The organism is Methylobacterium sp. 275MFSha3.1, assembly GCF_900108435.1.
GTDB lineage: Bacteria > Pseudomonadota > Alphaproteobacteria > Rhizobiales > Beijerinckiaceae > Methylobacterium.
The window spans coordinates 38,803-54,507 of sequence record NZ_FNWP01000011.1; the positions used below are offsets into that span (position 1 = coordinate 38,803).

Below are 15,705 nucleotides of genomic sequence, written 5' to 3' on the forward strand. Positions count from 1 at the left end.
CGGCATGGCGCTGGCTCCTGCGGCGGCGTCGCGCGCCCGGACCCCGTTCCTAAGCCATTGCCCGGTCACCGACCACGCGGAGACTGCGCGGGTCCCACGGTGCCGACGCGACGCGCGCTTACGGCCCCGGGCCGGGCCCGGGACCGCCGGGAGAGGGGCGCCGCGTCCGGCACCCCTCTCGGACGTACGATCGATCAGTCGTCGGCGCGCGCGCTCACTTGCGGTTCGTGATGAGGCTGTCGACGTTCTTGTTGGCTTCCTTATTCTCCTTCCGCTGCATCACCACTTCGTGCTTGGTGTCCTTCATCGACATCTCGTCACGCTTGCCCTGGGGCATCTCTTTCGGGGCCGCCAGGGCCGGCGTGACCGACCAGAGACAGGCCAGGCAAAGAGCAGCGCGCGCCGTAGTCTTGAACATGATGCCTCCTCCACTCAATCGACATTGCAGGACGTCTTGGCGATGCCGCCGGTTCCTCATGCGCGGATCACGGGCGTGCGATCCGTCGCGCGGATGGTCTTGTCTCAGGGCTGGCCCGACGGGTTGATCGGCAGGGCGTCGCTTCCGAGCTGCACGCAGGTCAGCATCGCCACGTAGGACGGGGTGCCGCCGATCTGGCTCTCCGTCGCGCAGGTCCGGCGCTCGGCCACGTCGAACGTCGCCCAGCGCTTGATCAGGGTGCGCCGGGCGGCGGCCTCGTCGGACAGGCAGCCGCGGTAGCTCGCCCGGTCGACGGCGGTCGATCCCGCCCGGTGCTCCGGCGCGCAGATCGCCCGGATGTTGAAGTCCGGAACCCCCGCCGTCCGGGCGGAGGCCGCCAGGGTCCCGCCGAGGAGCAGTTCGAGTCCCAGGATGGTCGAGATCCAGAATCGCCGCACGCGACCCTCCCTCCTGTGCGCCGACCGGGCCGCGCCCGAGATCCGTCAGGCGCGGCCGTCGTCGGCGTTCGGTCACTTGCTGGTCTTGGCACCCGCCGTCGTGCCGGTGGCCTGCGGCGCGCCCTTGTCGGCCGTGGCGGCGGCCGCCTTCTGGGGCACCGCGATCGCGTCGATCACGTCGAAGCGCATGTTGTCCTGGGCCGTCTTCAGGGCGGCGTTGGCCTCGTAATACTTGCCCTGGTTGATCAGCGTCGCGGCCTGATCGACGTCGGCGATGGTCTTGTTCAGGGGCAGGACGGCCATGGTGAAGTTGACGTCGACATGGGCGAGCTTGAGCTTCTCCAGGGCCCCCTTCTGGTCGCCCTGAGCGAGGTTCTTGTTCGCCTCGGTCACCGCGGAGGCCTTGGCGGGCGTGGCCACGAAGTCGTCGCCGAGAGTCAGCTGCGCGTCGACCGGGACCCAGGCCACCTGCTCCTTGGAGGCCGTCTTGGTATCGGCCTTGGCGCTCGGCGCAGTCGCCTTGTGGGCGGCCATGTCGGCCGGCGACTTGAGGTCGGCCTCGGCCTTGGTGAAGACCGCGTCGTCGGTCTTGGCCTTGGCGAAGGCGGCCTGCGCCTTGGCGATCATGTCCTTGGCCTGGCCGGGATTGGCCTCGAAGATCGCGAGGCGGGTGAGCTGGAGATCTCTGAAGCCCTGTGCGCCGTCCTTCGAGAGCTTGCCGACATCCTTGTCGACCGCCGCCTGGCTCGCGCTGATCTGCGTGCCGTTGGTCTGGACGGCCTGCTCCGCCGCGTAGGCAGTTCCACCGAGGATTGTGGTGAGCACGAGAGCCGCAGCCATAGATTTGCGATAGGACATAGTAATATCTCCCTCTAGTGCCGGAGATAAGGCCTTCATCTGCATTGGCCTCATTCATTCCGTGTTCAGATAATAGACCGGCCGCCATTTGGTCGCATGACCGGAAGATTAAAGAACGGCAATGCGCCGCCGGGCGTGGCGGGTCTCAGCGCGGCGGGGTTCAGCGCGGCAGGAAGCGGCCGGCGCGCGCGTCGAGCAGCGCCACCAGCGCCGGCGCCATGAAGTCGTGCACGTCGGGGATGTCGAGGCAGACGAGGCGGGTCCCGCGCAGGGCGGCCCCGAAGCGGCGCATCAGCTTGCGCCGGTGCGCGCGCTCCATGACGACGACGATCTCCGCCCAGGCGAGATGATCGGCGTCCACCGGCTCGTCGGCGTCGGGCGACACCCCCGCGCTGGCGGTCTCGATGCCGGGCAGCCGCGCGAAGATCTGTTCCGCGGTCGGGCTGCGGGCGCGCGCCCGGCCGCAGACGAACAGGATCCTCACGCGCTCTCCGCGAGGTCGGCTTGCCGCTCGAACAGGGCGCGGTACGCCCCGTTCGGGCGGCGCAGCAGGGCGGCGTGAGGCCCGTCCTCGACGATGCGACCGTGGTCGAAGACGAGGATCCGGTCGAGGGCCCGCACCGTGGACAGGCGGTGGGCGATGACTAGGGCGGTTCGCCCGCGCATCAGCCGCGCCATGGCCTCCTGCACCAGAGCTTCCGACTCGGAATCCAGGCTCGAGGTCGCCTCGTCGAGGATCAGGATCGGCGCGTCCGCCAGGAAGGCGCGCGCGAGCGCCACCCGCTGGCGCTCGCCGCCCGACAGCTTGACCCCGCGCTCGCCCACCAGCGTCGCGTAGCCCTTCGGCAGCCGCGCGATGAAGTCGTGCGCGTTGGCGAGGCGCGCCGCCCGCTCGATCTCCTGCGCCGAGGCGCCGGGCCGGGCGTAGGCGATGTCCTCGGCCAGGGAGCGGTGGAACAGCACCGGCTCCTGGGGCACGATGGCGACCTGCGCGCGCAGGCTCGCCTGGCTCGCCGACGCCACGTCCTGTCCGTCGATGGTCACGCGCCCGCCCGACACGTCGTAGAGCCGCTGGATCAGCTTGACGAAGGTCGTCTTGCCGGAGCCCGAGCGCCCGACCAGCCCGACGCGCTGGCCGGCCGGAATCGTCACGGTCAGCCCGTCGTAGAGGGGCCGCGTGTGGTCGCCGTAGTGGAAGCGCACGGTCTCGAACCGGATCGCCCCGCCCGCGACCGCGAGCGGGACCGCGCCGGGCCGGTCGGCGACGCCGACGGGTTCGGCCTCCAGGGCGACCAGCTCCTCCATCTCGTTGATGGCCCGCTGCAGGTGGTTGATGTGGCCGCCGATGTCGCGGAGGTAGCCGTGCACCACGAAGGTCGCGGTCAGGACGTAGGCGACGTCGCCCGGGCTCGCCCGCTCCCGCCACCACAGCCACAGGGCGATGGCGACGATGGCGGTGCGCAGGACGAGCAGCAGCCCGAGCTGGCCGGTGCCGCCCCAGGTGACGATCATCCACGTGCGCCGGGTCCGCCGCTGCCACTTCGCCAGCAGCCGGCCGAGCCGCGCCTCCTCCCGCGCCTCGGCGCCGAAGGCCTTGACGACGGCGTTGTTGCCGATCGCGTCGCTCAGCGCGCCGCCGAGGCGGGTGTCGAGGGCGTTCGAGAGCGCGGCCGCGGGCGCGATGACGCGGGTCGCGAGCAGCGCGGTCGCGCCGACATAGGCGCCCGCGCCGATCGCGACCGTCGCGCCGAGGGCCGGCCAGTGCAGGCCGAGGACCAGGGCCGTGCCCACGAGGACGACGAGCGCGGGCAGGAGCGACAGCAGCAGCGTGTCGTTGAGCCCGTCGATCGCCCACATGCCGCGGGAGATCTTCCGGACGGTGGAGCCCGAGAAGGTGTTGGCGTGCCACTCGGTCGAGAAGCGCTGGACCCGGGCGAAGCCGTTGCCGACGATGTCGCTCATGGTGCGCAGGGAGAGCGGCACCACGAGGCTCCAGGCGACGTGCCGCAGCAGCGCGGTGGCGAGTCCGAGCCCGGTCATCGCCAGGAAGGCCGGCCAGGCCGCGTCCAGCGCCGCGCGTCGGTCGCTCCCGGAGAGCGCGTCGACCAAGCGGCCCGCGAAGAGCGGCAGCAACACCTCCGCCAGGGTGGCGAGCGTGATCGCGCCGGTGAGACCGGCGACGAGGGGCCAGCGCCTGCGCCAGCTGCGGACGACGAAGGCCAGGACGCGACGGACCGCGTCCGCCTTCCGGGGAGACGACAGAGACATGCGAGTGCCCGACGCGGGCGAGCGTCGGCTCCGGGTGACGCCGCATCCCATCGCGAACGATGCGCGCCGGCGAGATCAGGCAGGATCGGGTTCAGAGGCGCCGGGCGGCAGGGCCGGGCGAGAGCGGGAAGCGGCTAGCCGACCCGCGCGGGGGCGCCGAGGAATCCTGCTCGGAGGGTGGCAAACACAGCGATCATGCAGCTCCCTCCCTGGTGCGAGCGCGACAGGAGCACGAGGCTAGGAGAGCCCGAACTGATTCGCAACGTCCATCGCGAAGCTTCGGCCAGTCGCGACGGCCGATCCATGCACCCGGGTCAACCCTGCGGAGCCTGGGGAACGGTCACGCTTCGTTGAAAAGCTGACGCAACGCGGTGTAAACACTTCGCTGCAAACTGGGCCGTTGTGCGGCGCCTCGGTTGCGCGCCTCTCTCGGATCGCTGTCGCGGGTCCGTACTTGGAGACCGACGGTGTCGCACTCCCTGGTGAACCGGGACGCGCTCGAGGAACTCACGGCCGTGATCGGCACGGAAAAGCTCGTCCGCATCCTCGATCGGTTCGTCGTCAGCCTGACCACCGCCTTCGAGGGACTGGATCGCGCGAGCGACGATTACGGCCGCGAGGCGCACACGCTGGTCTCGATGTCCGGCATGCTCGGCTGCGCCGAACTGTCCCGGGCCTGCCGCGGCCTCGAGGAATCGGCCATGGCGGGCGACGATCTGACCCGATCGCTGGTCGATCTCAGGACCCTGCGCGACCGGACCGTCGCGGCCCTGCGGGACCTGCAGGCGGAGACCCGGCTGAGCGCCTAGGGCCGCGCGGCCGCATCGCGATCAGGCGACCATCACCGCGTCGAGGGGCGCCTCGAAGGTCAGCACCGCGCCCTCGCGCGGGTAGCTCATGTGGGCGGTCCCGCCGAAGCTGTGGGCGAGGCTGCGGGCGATGAGCCGCGTGCCGAACCCCGTGCGGGTCGGCGGCGTGACCGGTGGTCCGCCGCTCTCCTCCCAGCGGAACCGGAGGGTCTGGCCGCCCTCTGCCTCGGCCACGTTCCACGTGATGCAGACCCAGCCGGCGGCCACCGACAGCGCGCCGTACTTGGCCGCGTTGGTTCCGAGCTCGTGCAGCATCAGCGCCAGGGTCATGCCGTGGCGCGGTCCGAGCGTCAGCTCGGGACCGGCGATGCGGAACCGGCCCGCGACGCCGTCCCCGTGGAGCGACACGGCGCCCTCGACCAGGCCACTCAGGGAGGCCCGGGTGAAGGAGCCCTGGAGCAGCACGTCGTGCGCCTTCGCGAGCGCCAGGAGCCGCGCTGCCAGCGCCTCGCCGGCCGCCTCCAGCGACGGCGCGTTGCGCATGGTCTGCGTCGCGACGGCCTGGACCATGGCCATGGTGTTCTTCATCCGATGGGCGAGTTCCTGCATCAGCAGCGTCTGGCGCGCCTCGGACAGCTTCTGGTCGGTGATGTCGCGCGACACCGCCAGGATCCGCTCGGGCCGGTCCGGCGCCGCGCCGATCGGCGTGACGGCCACGTCCCACCAGCGGAGCGCGCCGCCGGATTCCGACTGGGCCTGGAACCGGCTCGGGCGGCCGATCCGGGCCCGATCGAGCGCCTCGGCCACCGCCTCCCGGTCCTCGGGGCGCGTCCAGGCGTCGATCCAGGGCCGGCCGATGGCGTCCGCCTCGTCCCCGGCGGCGGACAGGGCCGGACCGTCCTCGCTGGCGGTGATCAGGCGCCCGTCGCGGTCCAGCAGTTCCAGGTAATCGTTCGGGGCCTGCGGCAGGCCGATCGCGCGCGCGCGGCCGGAGGGGCGCGGCCTCGCCTCGAGCCCGAGGCCGGCCGGTTCGCGGGGCGACGGCCCGCGGGGCGCCTCGACCCGCTCGGCCGCCATGCGACCGGCCTCGACGCGGCTCGCCGTCTCGATGATTCGGCCGAGCCGGCGGCTCCGCTGCCGCTCCCAGTCAGCCTGGGCGGTCGCCTGGCTGAGCAGGCTGCGCAGGCGGATGTTCTCCGCCTCGAGCGTCTCGACGCGGCGCTCCGCCCCGTCGATCCGCGGCCGTACGATGTCCACTTCCATCGCCCGCCCCCCTCGTCATCCCGACGGGGCGGCCGTGCGCGGCGCGCCGTCGGAGCTCCCCGACCGCGCGGTGCGGCAACGGATGTCGATGGCAGGGCCGCACCGGCGGTTCAGACCGCTTCTGGTGCCGGTTCCCCGCCCGCAGCCGAGCGAATCGTTGGATGTCTCACGCTAGCATGGCGCGCAAGATAATCAAATCAGCTCGGTATTCGCCTGCAGATGAAAACTTATGTTGGAGCCCTGTGCGGGTGCGAAGACGGTTACTTGTTTCGCATCAGCAGCACGAGCCAGCCGATCCCGAGGATAAAAATTATCAATCCGATCGAGACGAAGACGGGCGTGCCGAGATCGATGAGGCGGGGTGCGAGCTGCGTGGCGAAGGCCGCCACCACCAGGGCCACGGCGACCCGCGCGGCCGCGCGCTCGATGCCGCGGGTGACCTTGTCGAGGCCCTTCACCTCGATCTCGACGGTGACGCGGCCCTGCTTCAGCCGCACCAGCATCAGGTGGATCAGGGTCGGCAGCTCCGAGGCGGCGCCGTAGAGGCCGACGCCCAGGGCCTCGGCCTTCTGCTTGAGGGCGGAGAGCGAGAACTGCGTCTGCATGCTCGCCCGGACCGTAGGACCGGCGGCGGCGAACAGGTCGAAATTCGGGTCGAGGTGGCGCATCACGCCGTCGGCGGTGACCAGTCCCTTGAACAGGATGGCCAGGTCGGTCGGCATCGCGAGGTCGTTCTCGCGGGCCATGTTCATGAAGTCGGTCAGCACCAGTCCGAGATTCAGCGGGATCGACGAGTGGCTCTCCACGAAGGACTGGGCCGAGACCTGGAGGCGGGTGAGGTCCGGGTTGCTGGTGCCGGTCCAGTCGAGGAGCACGGCCATGAGGCCGTCGGCGTCCTGCTTGAGCATGGCGCCGATCAGCACGAGCAGCTGTGAGCGCCGCCGCTGCGACAGCCGCCCGATGATGCCGAAATCGATGAAGCCGATCTTGTTGCCGGGCAGGGCCAGCATGTTGCCGGGATGCGGGTCGGCGTGGAACACGCCCTCGATCAGCGCCATCTGCAGGAACGCGTCGGTTCCCTTCTGGGCGAGCAGCTTCTTGTCGATGCCCGCCGCGCGCAGGGCCGCCTCGTCGTTGGGCGGGATGCCGTGGATGAAGTCCTGCACCAGCACCCGCTCGGAGCAGTACTCCCAGTGGATTTTCGGGAAGACGATGTCGTCGCGGTCCTCGAAGATCTGGGCCAGCAGCTCGCAGTTGCGCGCCTCGTTGAGCAGGTCGAGCTCGCCGTTGAGGCCCTCCGCGAGGTGGCGCATCTGCTCCCGCGGCTGGTAGCGGGCCATGTCGGGCCACTCGTTCTCGACGATGCGGGCGCCGTGGGCCATGAGGCGCAGATCCGCCTCGATGATCTTGCGCAGGTTCGGCCGCAGCACCTTGACGATGACGTCCTCGCCCGAGTGCAGCCGCGCCCGGTAGACCTGGGCGATCGACGCCGAGGCGATCGGGTTGGTGTCGAACTCGGCGAACACCTCCATGGGCGAGGCGCCGAGATCGAGCTCGAGCTGCGGGCCGATCTGCTCCCACGTCACCGGCACGACCTGGCTGTGGAGCTTCTGCAACTCCTCGGTCCAGGCCGGCGACAGGAGGTCCGGCCGGCTCGCCAGCACCTGCCCGAACTTGATGAAGGTCGGCCCGAGCGCCTCGATCGCCCGGCGCAGCCGCTCCGGCTCGGACAGGCGCGTGACGTCGACCCGGGGCTGGCGGCGCGGCAGGAGCGGCAGGTAGCGCAGGCCGAGCCGGTCCACGACGCGGGTGACGCCGAAGCCGATGAGGATCGTCGCGATCTCCGACAGCCGCTGGCGGTCGCGGGCGGCAACGAAGGCTGTCTTCAGCATGAATGGAGCGATCCGGTCGGACGGGATTGGGCGTCCGGACAGCACGAGCATAAGGACTTTTTTGCGGTCGCGAACCCCGGTTTCGCGGAGGCGATGGCAACAAGACCGCCGCAGAGCCGTTCGGCCACCAGTATCGAGGCGGGCTCGACTCCTACGTCAGTGCCCGTTCCCAGTCCTGTCGCCCGTGCAGCACGCGCAGGATGAGGACGGCGGACCCGTCCACGACGTAGACGATCACGTGGGCTCGATAGGGATGTAGCGGCACGGGTGGCGTGAATCCGCGCCGCTCGCGCGCCATCTGCGGCGTTGCGGCCAGCATGCGGAAGGCGTCGAACAGGCCGTCCTGGCAACGCTCGGCCTGGGTCACGCCGAAGCGCAGCGCCCCCGTCACACAGGCCTCGGCGATGTCCTCATCGGCCCGGGGCGTCGTCCGGAAGGTCATGGCTCCGGACGGGTCGCCAATCGCGTCCGCCCGAGCTGGCGGATATCCTGCTCCGACCGGTCGCTGACGCCGCTCGCCAGCCCCTCGTCGATCAGCCGCTGCAGATCGCCGAGCTTGGCCAAGCGCTCCTGGTCGCGCCGGATCAGGTCGCGCACGTAGTCGCTGGCATTGGCGTAGCGGCCGGTATCGGCCTGCGCCTCGACCCAGGCCTTCATGGCTTCGGGCAGCGAGACGTTCATGCTGGCCACGGGACACTTCCGCCCGCTGGATGACGATCTTTGGCAGAGATTGTCGAAGATCGGCGGGCTCCTTGCAAGCGCGACGGTACGGCCAGACGACTGGGCCGTCAGTAGGCCGGCTCCAGCCCGCTGGTCCGGTAGGCCTCGGCCGCCTGCGGCGTCGTCAGCCCGGCGAGGAACCGGGCCGCGCCGTCCCGGTCCGCCGCGCCGCGCAGGATCGCCGCCGCGAAGGTCGTCATCTCCTGCACCGGGTCGGGGAGGGGGCCGACCACCTCGATGCCGGGCACGACCATCAGCTCGCTGATCTGCTGGACGGCGATGTCGGCCTCCCCGGAGACCAGCTTCTCGGCCGTGAAGCCCTGCGGGATGATCGTCGCCCGGGCGTTCACCGCGTCGGCGAGGCCGAGCCGCGGCAGCAGGCCGGCGAAGTAGATCCCGCTGGCGCCGGTCCGCGAGTAGGCCACCGACCGCGCCTCCACCAGGGTGCGCTTCAGCGCCTCGACGGTCGCGATGTCCGGATGCGGAGCCCCGGCCTTGACGGCGATGCCGTAGCGCGAGCGCACCACGTCGACCCGGCTCTCGGGCTCGACGCGGTCTTCGGCGACGAGCCGATCCATGGCGTCCGACAGGACGAGCACCGCGTCGGCGGTCTCGCCCTCGGCGAGGGTCTTCATGATGACCGTGGTCGGCGCCCAGTGGATCGCCGTCCGGCCCCCCGCGGCCTCGAAGGCCGGGACGACGTGGGCGTCGAAGGCGCCGCGCACCACCAGGGCGCATTTGAGGCGTGTCTCGGGTCGCGCGCTCGGCATGGTGTGTCCAGTCTCTCGTCTCGGGAGGAGCGGTCGGGTGGCCGCGCCGAAGAAGCGGTCCGTCACCGCGGCGGCGCGGCGCGGGAATAGTCGATCGCCGTGAACCCGCCGCCCTGGTAGCGCTCCACCACCGGGTTGCCGCTGGTCTTCCCCTCCAGCGCCGCCGCGTGGGCATCGGCGCTGTCCTGCGGCGTCCAGCCGATGACGGCGCGGCCGTCCTTCCGCCACCAGGTCATGCGGCTGTTGTTCGAGGCGCCCCAGATCACCACCGAGCCCGTCGGGCCGAGGTCCGGGGCCAGGGTGGCGCGGGTGATCAGCCGGGTCAGGTCGGCGTAGGACAGCCACGTGGCCAGCATCCGCGCGTCGGTCGGCTCCGGGAAGCACGAGCCGATCCGCAGGAAAACGCTCTCGACCCCGTGCTTGTCGCGGTAGAGGCCGCCCATCAGCTCGCCGTAGGCCTTGGACAGGCCGTAATAGCCGTCGGGCGCGAGGCCGCAATCGTCGTCCAGCACCTCGGACCGCGGGTGGAAGCCGATCGCGTGGTTCGACGAGGCGAAGATCATCCGGGCGCCCTCGCGCCGGGCCGCCTCGTAGGCGTGGTAGAGGCCGCGGATGTTCGGGCCGATCACGGTCTCGAACGGGTGCTCCACCGAGATCCCCCCGAAGTGGAGGATCGTGCCGCAGCCCTCCGCCAGCCGGAGGATCGCCGGCCCGTCCTCCAGGTCGGCGACCTGGAAGCGCGCCCCCTCCGGCAACGGGTCGGGGAAGGGGACGCGGTCCGTGAGCCGGAGCGTCCAGCCCTGCGCGCCGAGCCCGCGGGTCAGGACGCGCCCGAGGGCGCCGGAGGCTCCGGTCAGGAGGACGGGTTTGGGCGGGACGGTCTCGGGGCTCATGGGACGCTGCTCCAGATTCCGGCGGACTTGATCGGACAGCCTCGGTCAGACGGGCTTGGCCGCGGCGAGGGGGCCGGCTTCCGCCGGGTTGCGCGGCCGCCGCACGAAGATCGCCATCGCGACGACGCCGGCCGCCGCGATCAGGGCGGCGATCACGAAGGCGCTGGCGTAGCCCCCGAGATACTGCACGGCCAGTCCCGTGGCAGTCGGCCCGATGATGCCCGAGATGTTGCTCAGGAGGTGGATGAAGCCGCTGACGCCGCCGACCCGGGCCTCGGGCACCAGCTCGTGGATCGTCGCCCAGCAGGATTGCACCGAGCTGGTCAGCATCAGCACGGCGAGCGCGATCAGCGCGACCGCCATGGCGGTGCTGGTCGCGGCGTTGACCATGATCAGGGCCACCCCCGCGATGGCGAGCGGCACGATCGTGGTGATCTTCCGCGCGGCGAGCTTGTCGCCCATGCGCGTGTAGACGAAGTCCGCCACCACGCCCCCGCCGACATAGCCGACGAAGCCGCAGGCCCAGGGGATCGACGCGACCAGCGCCATCTCCTTCACCGGCATGTGCAGCGCGTCGGTGAGGTAGCTCGGGAGCCACGAGAGGAAGATGTAGAGGGTGTAATTCACCGCGAACATGCCGAGCCCGAGCGACAGGGTGCTCGGCAGGAACAGGTACTCCTTCAGCGAGCGGGCATGGTCGGAGGGCGCGAGGTGCGTGACCGCCCGGCTGCGCTCCACGAGGGCGATCTCCTCCGGATGGACCCGCGGATTGTCCTGCGGCCGGTCGGTCATGAGCATCCGCCACGCCACGACCCACAGCAGGCCGACGGCGCCGATGGCCACGAACGCCACGCGCCAGCCGTACTGGATCGCCAGCAGGCCGACGACCGGCGCCGCGATGGCGCTGCCCACCGTCTGGCCCGAGAAGGTGAAGCCGATGGTCCGGGCGGTCTCCTCGCGGGGGAACCACGTGGTGATGGTGCGGTTCGTGGTGGAGTTCATCGGCCCCTCGGCGAAGCCGAACAGGGCGCGGACGATGAACATCTGGGCGAAGCCGGTCACCGCCCCTGTGAGCATGCACAGGACCGACCAGGAGGCCGCCGCCCAGCTGTAGACGCTGCGCGGCCCGTAACGGTCGGCGAGCTGTCCGCCCACGAAGGCGAACAGCGCGTAGCCGAAGAAGAACGTGCTGAAGATCACCCCCAGCTCCGAGGGCGACAGGTTCAGGTCCTGCTTGACGAAGGGCGCGGCGACGCCGAGCGCCGCTCGGTCCATGTAGTTGATGATACCGGCGATGAACAGCAGGAACGCGATCAGGAACCTGTAACGCTTGGCGAACATGGGCATCCTCCAGAATATTTATGATTTTCTTTTCTTGTTTGCTTGGTGCGGCCCGGCGGTCAGAGGTCACGGCTCGACCGCCGCCGGTTCCGCCTCTCTTGCCCCTTCGAGGGGCATGGTCGGGCCCGCGCGCGGCGCGGGCCTGAACGCGTCGGCGCCTCCTACAGGAACGCGATCGTGCAGGGACTGAGGCTCGGGCGCGAACCGGTCCGAGTGAGGTCTCCGCTCTCGGGATCGATGGCGAAGGCGCCGAGGCAGTCGCCCTGCTCGTTGGCGACGAGCAGGTGGCCTCCGTCCGGTGCCAGGACCATGAAGCGCGGGTCGCGGCCGCCGGAGGACGTCCAGCCCGCGGGTTCGAGGCGCCCGGCCGGGTCCGCCCGAAAACGCGCGATCCCGTCCTGTCCGCGGTTCGACGCGTAGACGAATCGTCCGTCGGGCGTGACCGCGATGGCCGCGGCGGTGCTCGCGCCGAAGAAGTCCGGCGGCAGGGTCGAGACGAGGTGCAGGGGCGTCAGCGCTCCGGCGTCCGCGTCCCACCGGCAGGTGGCGACGCTCGAGTCGAGCTCGTTCACTAGGAAGGCGAGGGGCTCGTGCGGGTGGAACGCGATGTGGCGCGGGCCGGCGCCGGGACGCATCGCGGTTTCCGAGGCGATGGCGAGCCGCTCACCCGCGAGCTTCAGGACGAAGACGCGGTCGAGGCCCTTGTCGGGGACGATGACGTGGCGACCGTCGGGTGACAGGACCACGTGGTGCGGGTGGGCGCAGGCCTGCTCGGTTCGGTGCGGGCCCGGCTCGCCCGGGAGCGGCAGCACTTGGCACGCGGGCTCCAGGCCGCCATCGGCGCGCACCGGCATGAGGGCGACCGATCCGCTGGCGTAGTTGGCCACGATCAGGAACCGACCCCCGGGGTCGAGGGCCTGGTGCACGCTGTTGGTGCCGCCGGTGGCGGCGCTGCCGAGGCCACGCAGGGTGCCGTCGGGCTCCAGCGCGAAGGCGCTCGCCGCCTCGCCGTCGCCCTGGACCGTGTAGAGGATCGCGCGCGCCGGGTCGGTCACCAGGAAGGACGGGTTCGTCAGGTTCTCGACCCGGCCGAGATGCGTCCAGTCGCCGAGGTCGCGACCGGTCCGGTAGATGTCGATGCCCCGGCCGCGCGCCCGGCGCCGCTCGGTGGTGAAGCAGCCCACGAAGGCGAGGCCGCGGGGGGCGGGGTCGGTCATGCGGAGCATCCGGATCGGGGACGGGGCTGCGGGGGCAGCCGGCGGGATCGACGGTGCGGGGATGCCGGGCGCCCGGGCGCGGCGGCCCCGGCGCCCCGGGCGGCTGTCCCGCTGCCGCTCGCCGGCGCGCCGCGCGTGTCCGGGAAGCCGAGCAAGGTCGATCCTCCCGCCATCGGCTCAGGCCCGCCGCGGGGTGCGGCGCAGGAAGTCGGGATTGAGTTCGGACAGGCGATTCACCCCGATCAGCGCCATGTCGCGGTTGAGTTCCTCCTTGAGGATCCGCATCGCGTGCTCGACCCCCGCGGCGCCCCCGAGCGCCGCGGCGAACATGAAGGGCCGGCCGAGCAGGACGAAGTCGGCGCCCAGCGCCAGCGCCTTCATCACGTCGGTGCCCCGGCGGATGCCGCTGTCGACGATGATCTTCAGCCCGCCCTTCCGGGCGGCGATCTCCGGCAGCACGTCGAGGGGGGCGACGGCGTAGTCGAGCTGGCGGCCGCCGTGGGTCGAGAGGATCACGCCGTCGGCGCCGCAATCCCGCGCGATGTCGACGTCCTCCGGCGCCAGCAGGCCCTTCACCAGCAGGTTGCCGGACCAGCGCTTGCGGATCGCCTCCAGGTTCTTCCACGAGAGCTGGTCGCGGGCGATGGTGTTGCGCACCGCGCCCTGGGACATCATCGGCGGCCCGCGCTCGGCCTCGGTGTTCTCGAAGTGCGGGGCCCCGTGCTTGAGGAAGGTCCGGGCGACGGTTCCGAGCAGCCAGCGCGGGTGGGTGGCGCTCTGCCACGCCACCTTCGGCGTGACCTTGATCGGCATGGAGAAGCCGCTGCGGATGTTGTGCTCGCGGTTGCCGAGGGTCGGCGTGTCGGCGGTCACCACGAAGGTCCGGTAGCCGGTGGCCTCGACCCGGTCGAGGAGGCGGTCGATCCGGGTCTGGTCGCCCGGCAGGTAGCCCTGGAACCAGGCCTGCGGGTTCTGGGCGTGGACGTCCTCCAGCCTGATCAGCGAGGAGGCGCTCAGGCACATCGGCAGGTTCATCCGCCGGGCCGCCTCGGCGAGCACGAGGTCGCCCCGGTAGGCGATGAAGGCGGCCCCGCCCAGCGGCCCGATCCCGAACGGCGCCGCGTAGGTCTGGCCGAACAGCGTGGTGGCGGTGTCCCGCGCCGAGGTGTCCCGCATCAGGCGGGGGACGAGGGCGTAGTCGGCGTAGGCGCCGCGGCTCTGCGCCAGGGCCGAGCCGGTCTCGACCCCGCCGGCCACGTACTGGAAGATCATCGGCGGCAGGAGCTTGCGGGCGTGCCGCTCGAAATCGTCGAGGGCCAGCAGGTCGCGGAACCGGTAGGGCGTGACCGCGTCGCTGCGCTTCAGGCTGGTGACGATGGCCTGCGGGGCCGCGATGCCCGGCGCCGCAGCGTCCGCGCCGCCGACGGTCGGCGCGGCGCGCTCTGGGGCTCCCAGTCCGGAGGCCGGCCGGTCGAGCGTCGCCATCGGATCCTCCTGTGGGCCGCCCGATCGAGCAGCCTCTTGAAAGCGCTTTCAGATAGCCAGTGGTCGGGTTAGGTGTCAATATACTGCCGGTTCGGCCCGCTTCTGCTGGCCGGGCATCGCCGCGTCGCGTATCCGGGGCCGATGCGCTGCCCCGCGGGGCCGTTCGGGGTGGGGGATCGATCTCAGTGCTGGACCTGCCGGAGGAGATCCTCGAGCCGACGACGCGCAGCCCGGTTGCCCGGGACGTCGCCCGCCGCGCCGGCGTCTCGACCGCGACGGTGTCCCGGGTGCTGAACGGCTCCGCCGGGGTCCGGGCCGACAAGCGCGCGGCGGTGATGCGGGCCGCGCATGATCTCGGCTTCGTCGCCAACGGGGCGGCCCGGGCGCTCTCGACGCGCCGCTTCATGGCCGTCGGCGCCGTCGTGCCCAACATCGAGAACGAGGCCTTCGTGCGCGTCCTGTCGAGCTTCCAGGACCGGCTGCGGCAGGCGGGCTACACCCTGGTGGCGGCCAATGCCGGCTACGACCTGGAGGACGAGCTCCGCGAGGCGACCTTCCTGCTGGAGCGCGGCGTCGACGGGCTGATGCTGGTCGGCGACATCCACCACCCGGACCTCCACGCCCGGATCGCCCGCGCCGGCATCCCGATGGTGCAGACCTTCAGCCTGTCCCGCGAGCGCCCCTGCGTGGGCTTCGACAACGCTGCCTCGGCGGCCCGGGCGGCCAACTACCTGATGGATCTCGGCCATCGCCGGATCGGGGTGATCTCGGGCCTGCGCAAGGACAACGACCGCGGCGGCGCCCGGGTGACGGGCATCGCGGCGGCGCTCGCGGCCCGCGGCCTGCGGCTCGCCCCGGAGCACGACATTGAGATCTCCTACGGGATCGGCGGCGGCCGCGACGGGTTCCGCCAGATGCTGGCCGGCGGCCCGCCGCCGACCGCGATCATCTGCGGCACCGACCAGATCGCCTTCGGGGCGATGATCGAGGCGCGGGCAAGGGGGCTCTCCATTCCCGGCGACCTGTCGGTGATCGGCCACAACGATTCCGACTTCGCGCCCTTCCTCGACCCGGCGCTGACGACGATCCGCATCCACTCCGCCGAGATCGGCCACGCTGCCGGCGACCACCTGATCGCCCGGATCCAGGGGCGGCCGATGGTCCGCCTCACCGAGATCGACGCCGAGCTGATCCTGCGCGCCAGCACGGCTCCGCCGCGGCGTGCCGGACCCTGACCTGCGCTATCTTGCCACCTGTTTGAAATCGCTTACAACAATCGCTGACCAGATATGGACCGGCGCCCGGCCGGGTCC

General features: G+C 71.3%; 16 protein-coding genes. 2 read left to right on the top strand and 14 right to left on the bottom strand.

The features are described from left to right. Positions 1-214 precede the first annotated feature (214 nt). The 5 genes from BLW78_RS14740 to BLW78_RS14760 all read right to left on the bottom strand — a co-directional run bounded on the left by BLW78_RS14740 (position 215) and on the right by BLW78_RS14760 (position 4,002). Positions 215-418 carry a hypothetical protein gene (locus BLW78_RS14740; RefSeq protein ID WP_020093001.1) on the bottom strand — a complete coding sequence of 68 codons (204 nt, stop codon included), beginning with the start codon at positions 416-418 and terminating at the stop codon, positions 215-217. A gap of 104 nt (positions 419-522) precedes the next feature. After that, positions 523-876 carry a hypothetical protein gene (locus BLW78_RS14745; protein WP_056533079.1) on the bottom strand — a complete coding sequence of 118 codons (354 nt, stop codon included), beginning with the start codon at positions 874-876 and terminating at the stop codon, positions 523-525. Between the two features lie 72 nt (positions 877-948). Beyond that, entirely contained in the window at positions 949-1,734 is a 786-nt protein-coding gene (locus tag BLW78_RS14750; RefSeq protein WP_091680465.1) for a YfdX family protein, read from the bottom strand. Between the two features lie 160 nt (positions 1,735-1,894). Then, positions 1,895-2,218: a low molecular weight protein tyrosine phosphatase family protein gene (locus BLW78_RS14755; RefSeq protein WP_020093004.1), complete on the bottom strand. Its 324-nt coding sequence runs from the start codon at positions 2,216-2,218 to the stop codon at positions 1,895-1,897. After that, positions 2,215-4,002, bottom strand: a complete 1,788-nt coding sequence (locus BLW78_RS14760; RefSeq protein ID WP_091680467.1) for an ABC transporter ATP-binding protein — start codon at positions 4,000-4,002, stop codon at positions 2,215-2,217. The genes BLW78_RS14755 and BLW78_RS14760 overlap by 4 nt, the downstream gene beginning before the upstream one ends. Before the next feature lie 467 nt (positions 4,003-4,469). Between BLW78_RS14760 and BLW78_RS14765 the strand changes: the two genes are divergently transcribed. Continuing rightward, the gene (locus tag BLW78_RS14765) at positions 4,470-4,811 is read left to right on the top strand and encodes an Hpt domain-containing protein (RefSeq protein ID WP_091680468.1); all 342 of its coding nucleotides are present in this window, start codon (positions 4,470-4,472) and stop codon (positions 4,809-4,811) included. 21 nt (positions 4,812-4,832) lie between these two features. Here BLW78_RS14765 and BLW78_RS14770 read toward each other — a convergent pair whose 3' ends face one another. From BLW78_RS14770 to BLW78_RS14810, 9 genes are all read right to left on the bottom strand, one after another. Beyond that, the gene (locus BLW78_RS14770) at positions 4,833-6,074 is read right to left on the bottom strand and encodes a sensor histidine kinase (RefSeq protein ID WP_091680470.1); all 1,242 of its coding nucleotides are present in this window, start codon (positions 6,072-6,074) and stop codon (positions 4,833-4,835) included. Between the two features lie 260 nt (positions 6,075-6,334). After that, positions 6,335-7,966 (bottom strand): ABC1 kinase family protein, encoded by a 1,632-nt coding sequence (locus tag BLW78_RS14775; RefSeq protein WP_020093008.1) that lies wholly within the window; start codon positions 7,964-7,966, stop codon positions 6,335-6,337. A 151-nt stretch (positions 7,967-8,117) separates the two neighbouring features. After that, positions 8,118-8,408 (bottom strand): type II toxin-antitoxin system RelE/ParE family toxin, encoded by a 291-nt coding sequence (locus BLW78_RS14780; protein ID WP_091680472.1) that lies wholly within the window; start codon positions 8,406-8,408, stop codon positions 8,118-8,120. Further along, positions 8,405-8,656, bottom strand: coding sequence for a type II toxin-antitoxin system ParD family antitoxin (locus tag BLW78_RS14785; protein WP_210186886.1), 252 nt, complete (start codon positions 8,654-8,656; stop codon positions 8,405-8,407). Before BLW78_RS14785 ends, BLW78_RS14780 begins: the two co-directional genes overlap by 4 nt. A 98-nt stretch (positions 8,657-8,754) precedes the next feature. Beyond that, positions 8,755-9,456, bottom strand: coding sequence for a molybdate ABC transporter substrate-binding protein (locus tag BLW78_RS14790; protein ID WP_091680475.1), 702 nt, complete (start codon positions 9,454-9,456; stop codon positions 8,755-8,757). Positions 9,457-9,518: 62 nt separating this feature from the next. Then, positions 9,519-10,349, bottom strand: a complete 831-nt coding sequence (locus tag BLW78_RS14795) for an NAD-dependent epimerase/dehydratase family protein (RefSeq protein ID WP_091680477.1) — start codon at positions 10,347-10,349, stop codon at positions 9,519-9,521. Positions 10,350-10,394: 45 nt separating this feature from the next. Further along, positions 10,395-11,690, bottom strand: coding sequence for an MFS transporter (locus BLW78_RS14800; protein WP_091680479.1), 1,296 nt, complete (start codon positions 11,688-11,690; stop codon positions 10,395-10,397). A gap of 161 nt (positions 11,691-11,851) precedes the next feature. Continuing rightward, a complete protein-coding gene (locus tag BLW78_RS14805; RefSeq protein ID WP_244526947.1) occupies positions 11,852-12,907 on the bottom strand; it encodes a lactonase family protein in 1,056 nt (351 codons plus the stop codon). 177 nt (positions 12,908-13,084) lie between these two features. Beyond that, entirely contained in the window at positions 13,085-14,392 is a 1,308-nt protein-coding gene (locus BLW78_RS14810) for an alpha-hydroxy acid oxidase (protein ID WP_091680483.1), read from the bottom strand. Positions 14,393-14,577: 185 nt separating this feature from the next. Here BLW78_RS14810 and BLW78_RS14815 point away from each other — a divergent pair, with 185 nt between their 5' ends. Further along, a complete protein-coding gene (locus BLW78_RS14815; protein WP_091680485.1) occupies positions 14,578-15,627 on the top strand; it encodes a LacI family DNA-binding transcriptional regulator in 1,050 nt (349 codons plus the stop codon). The last annotated feature ends 78 nt before the right edge of the window (positions 15,628-15,705 follow it).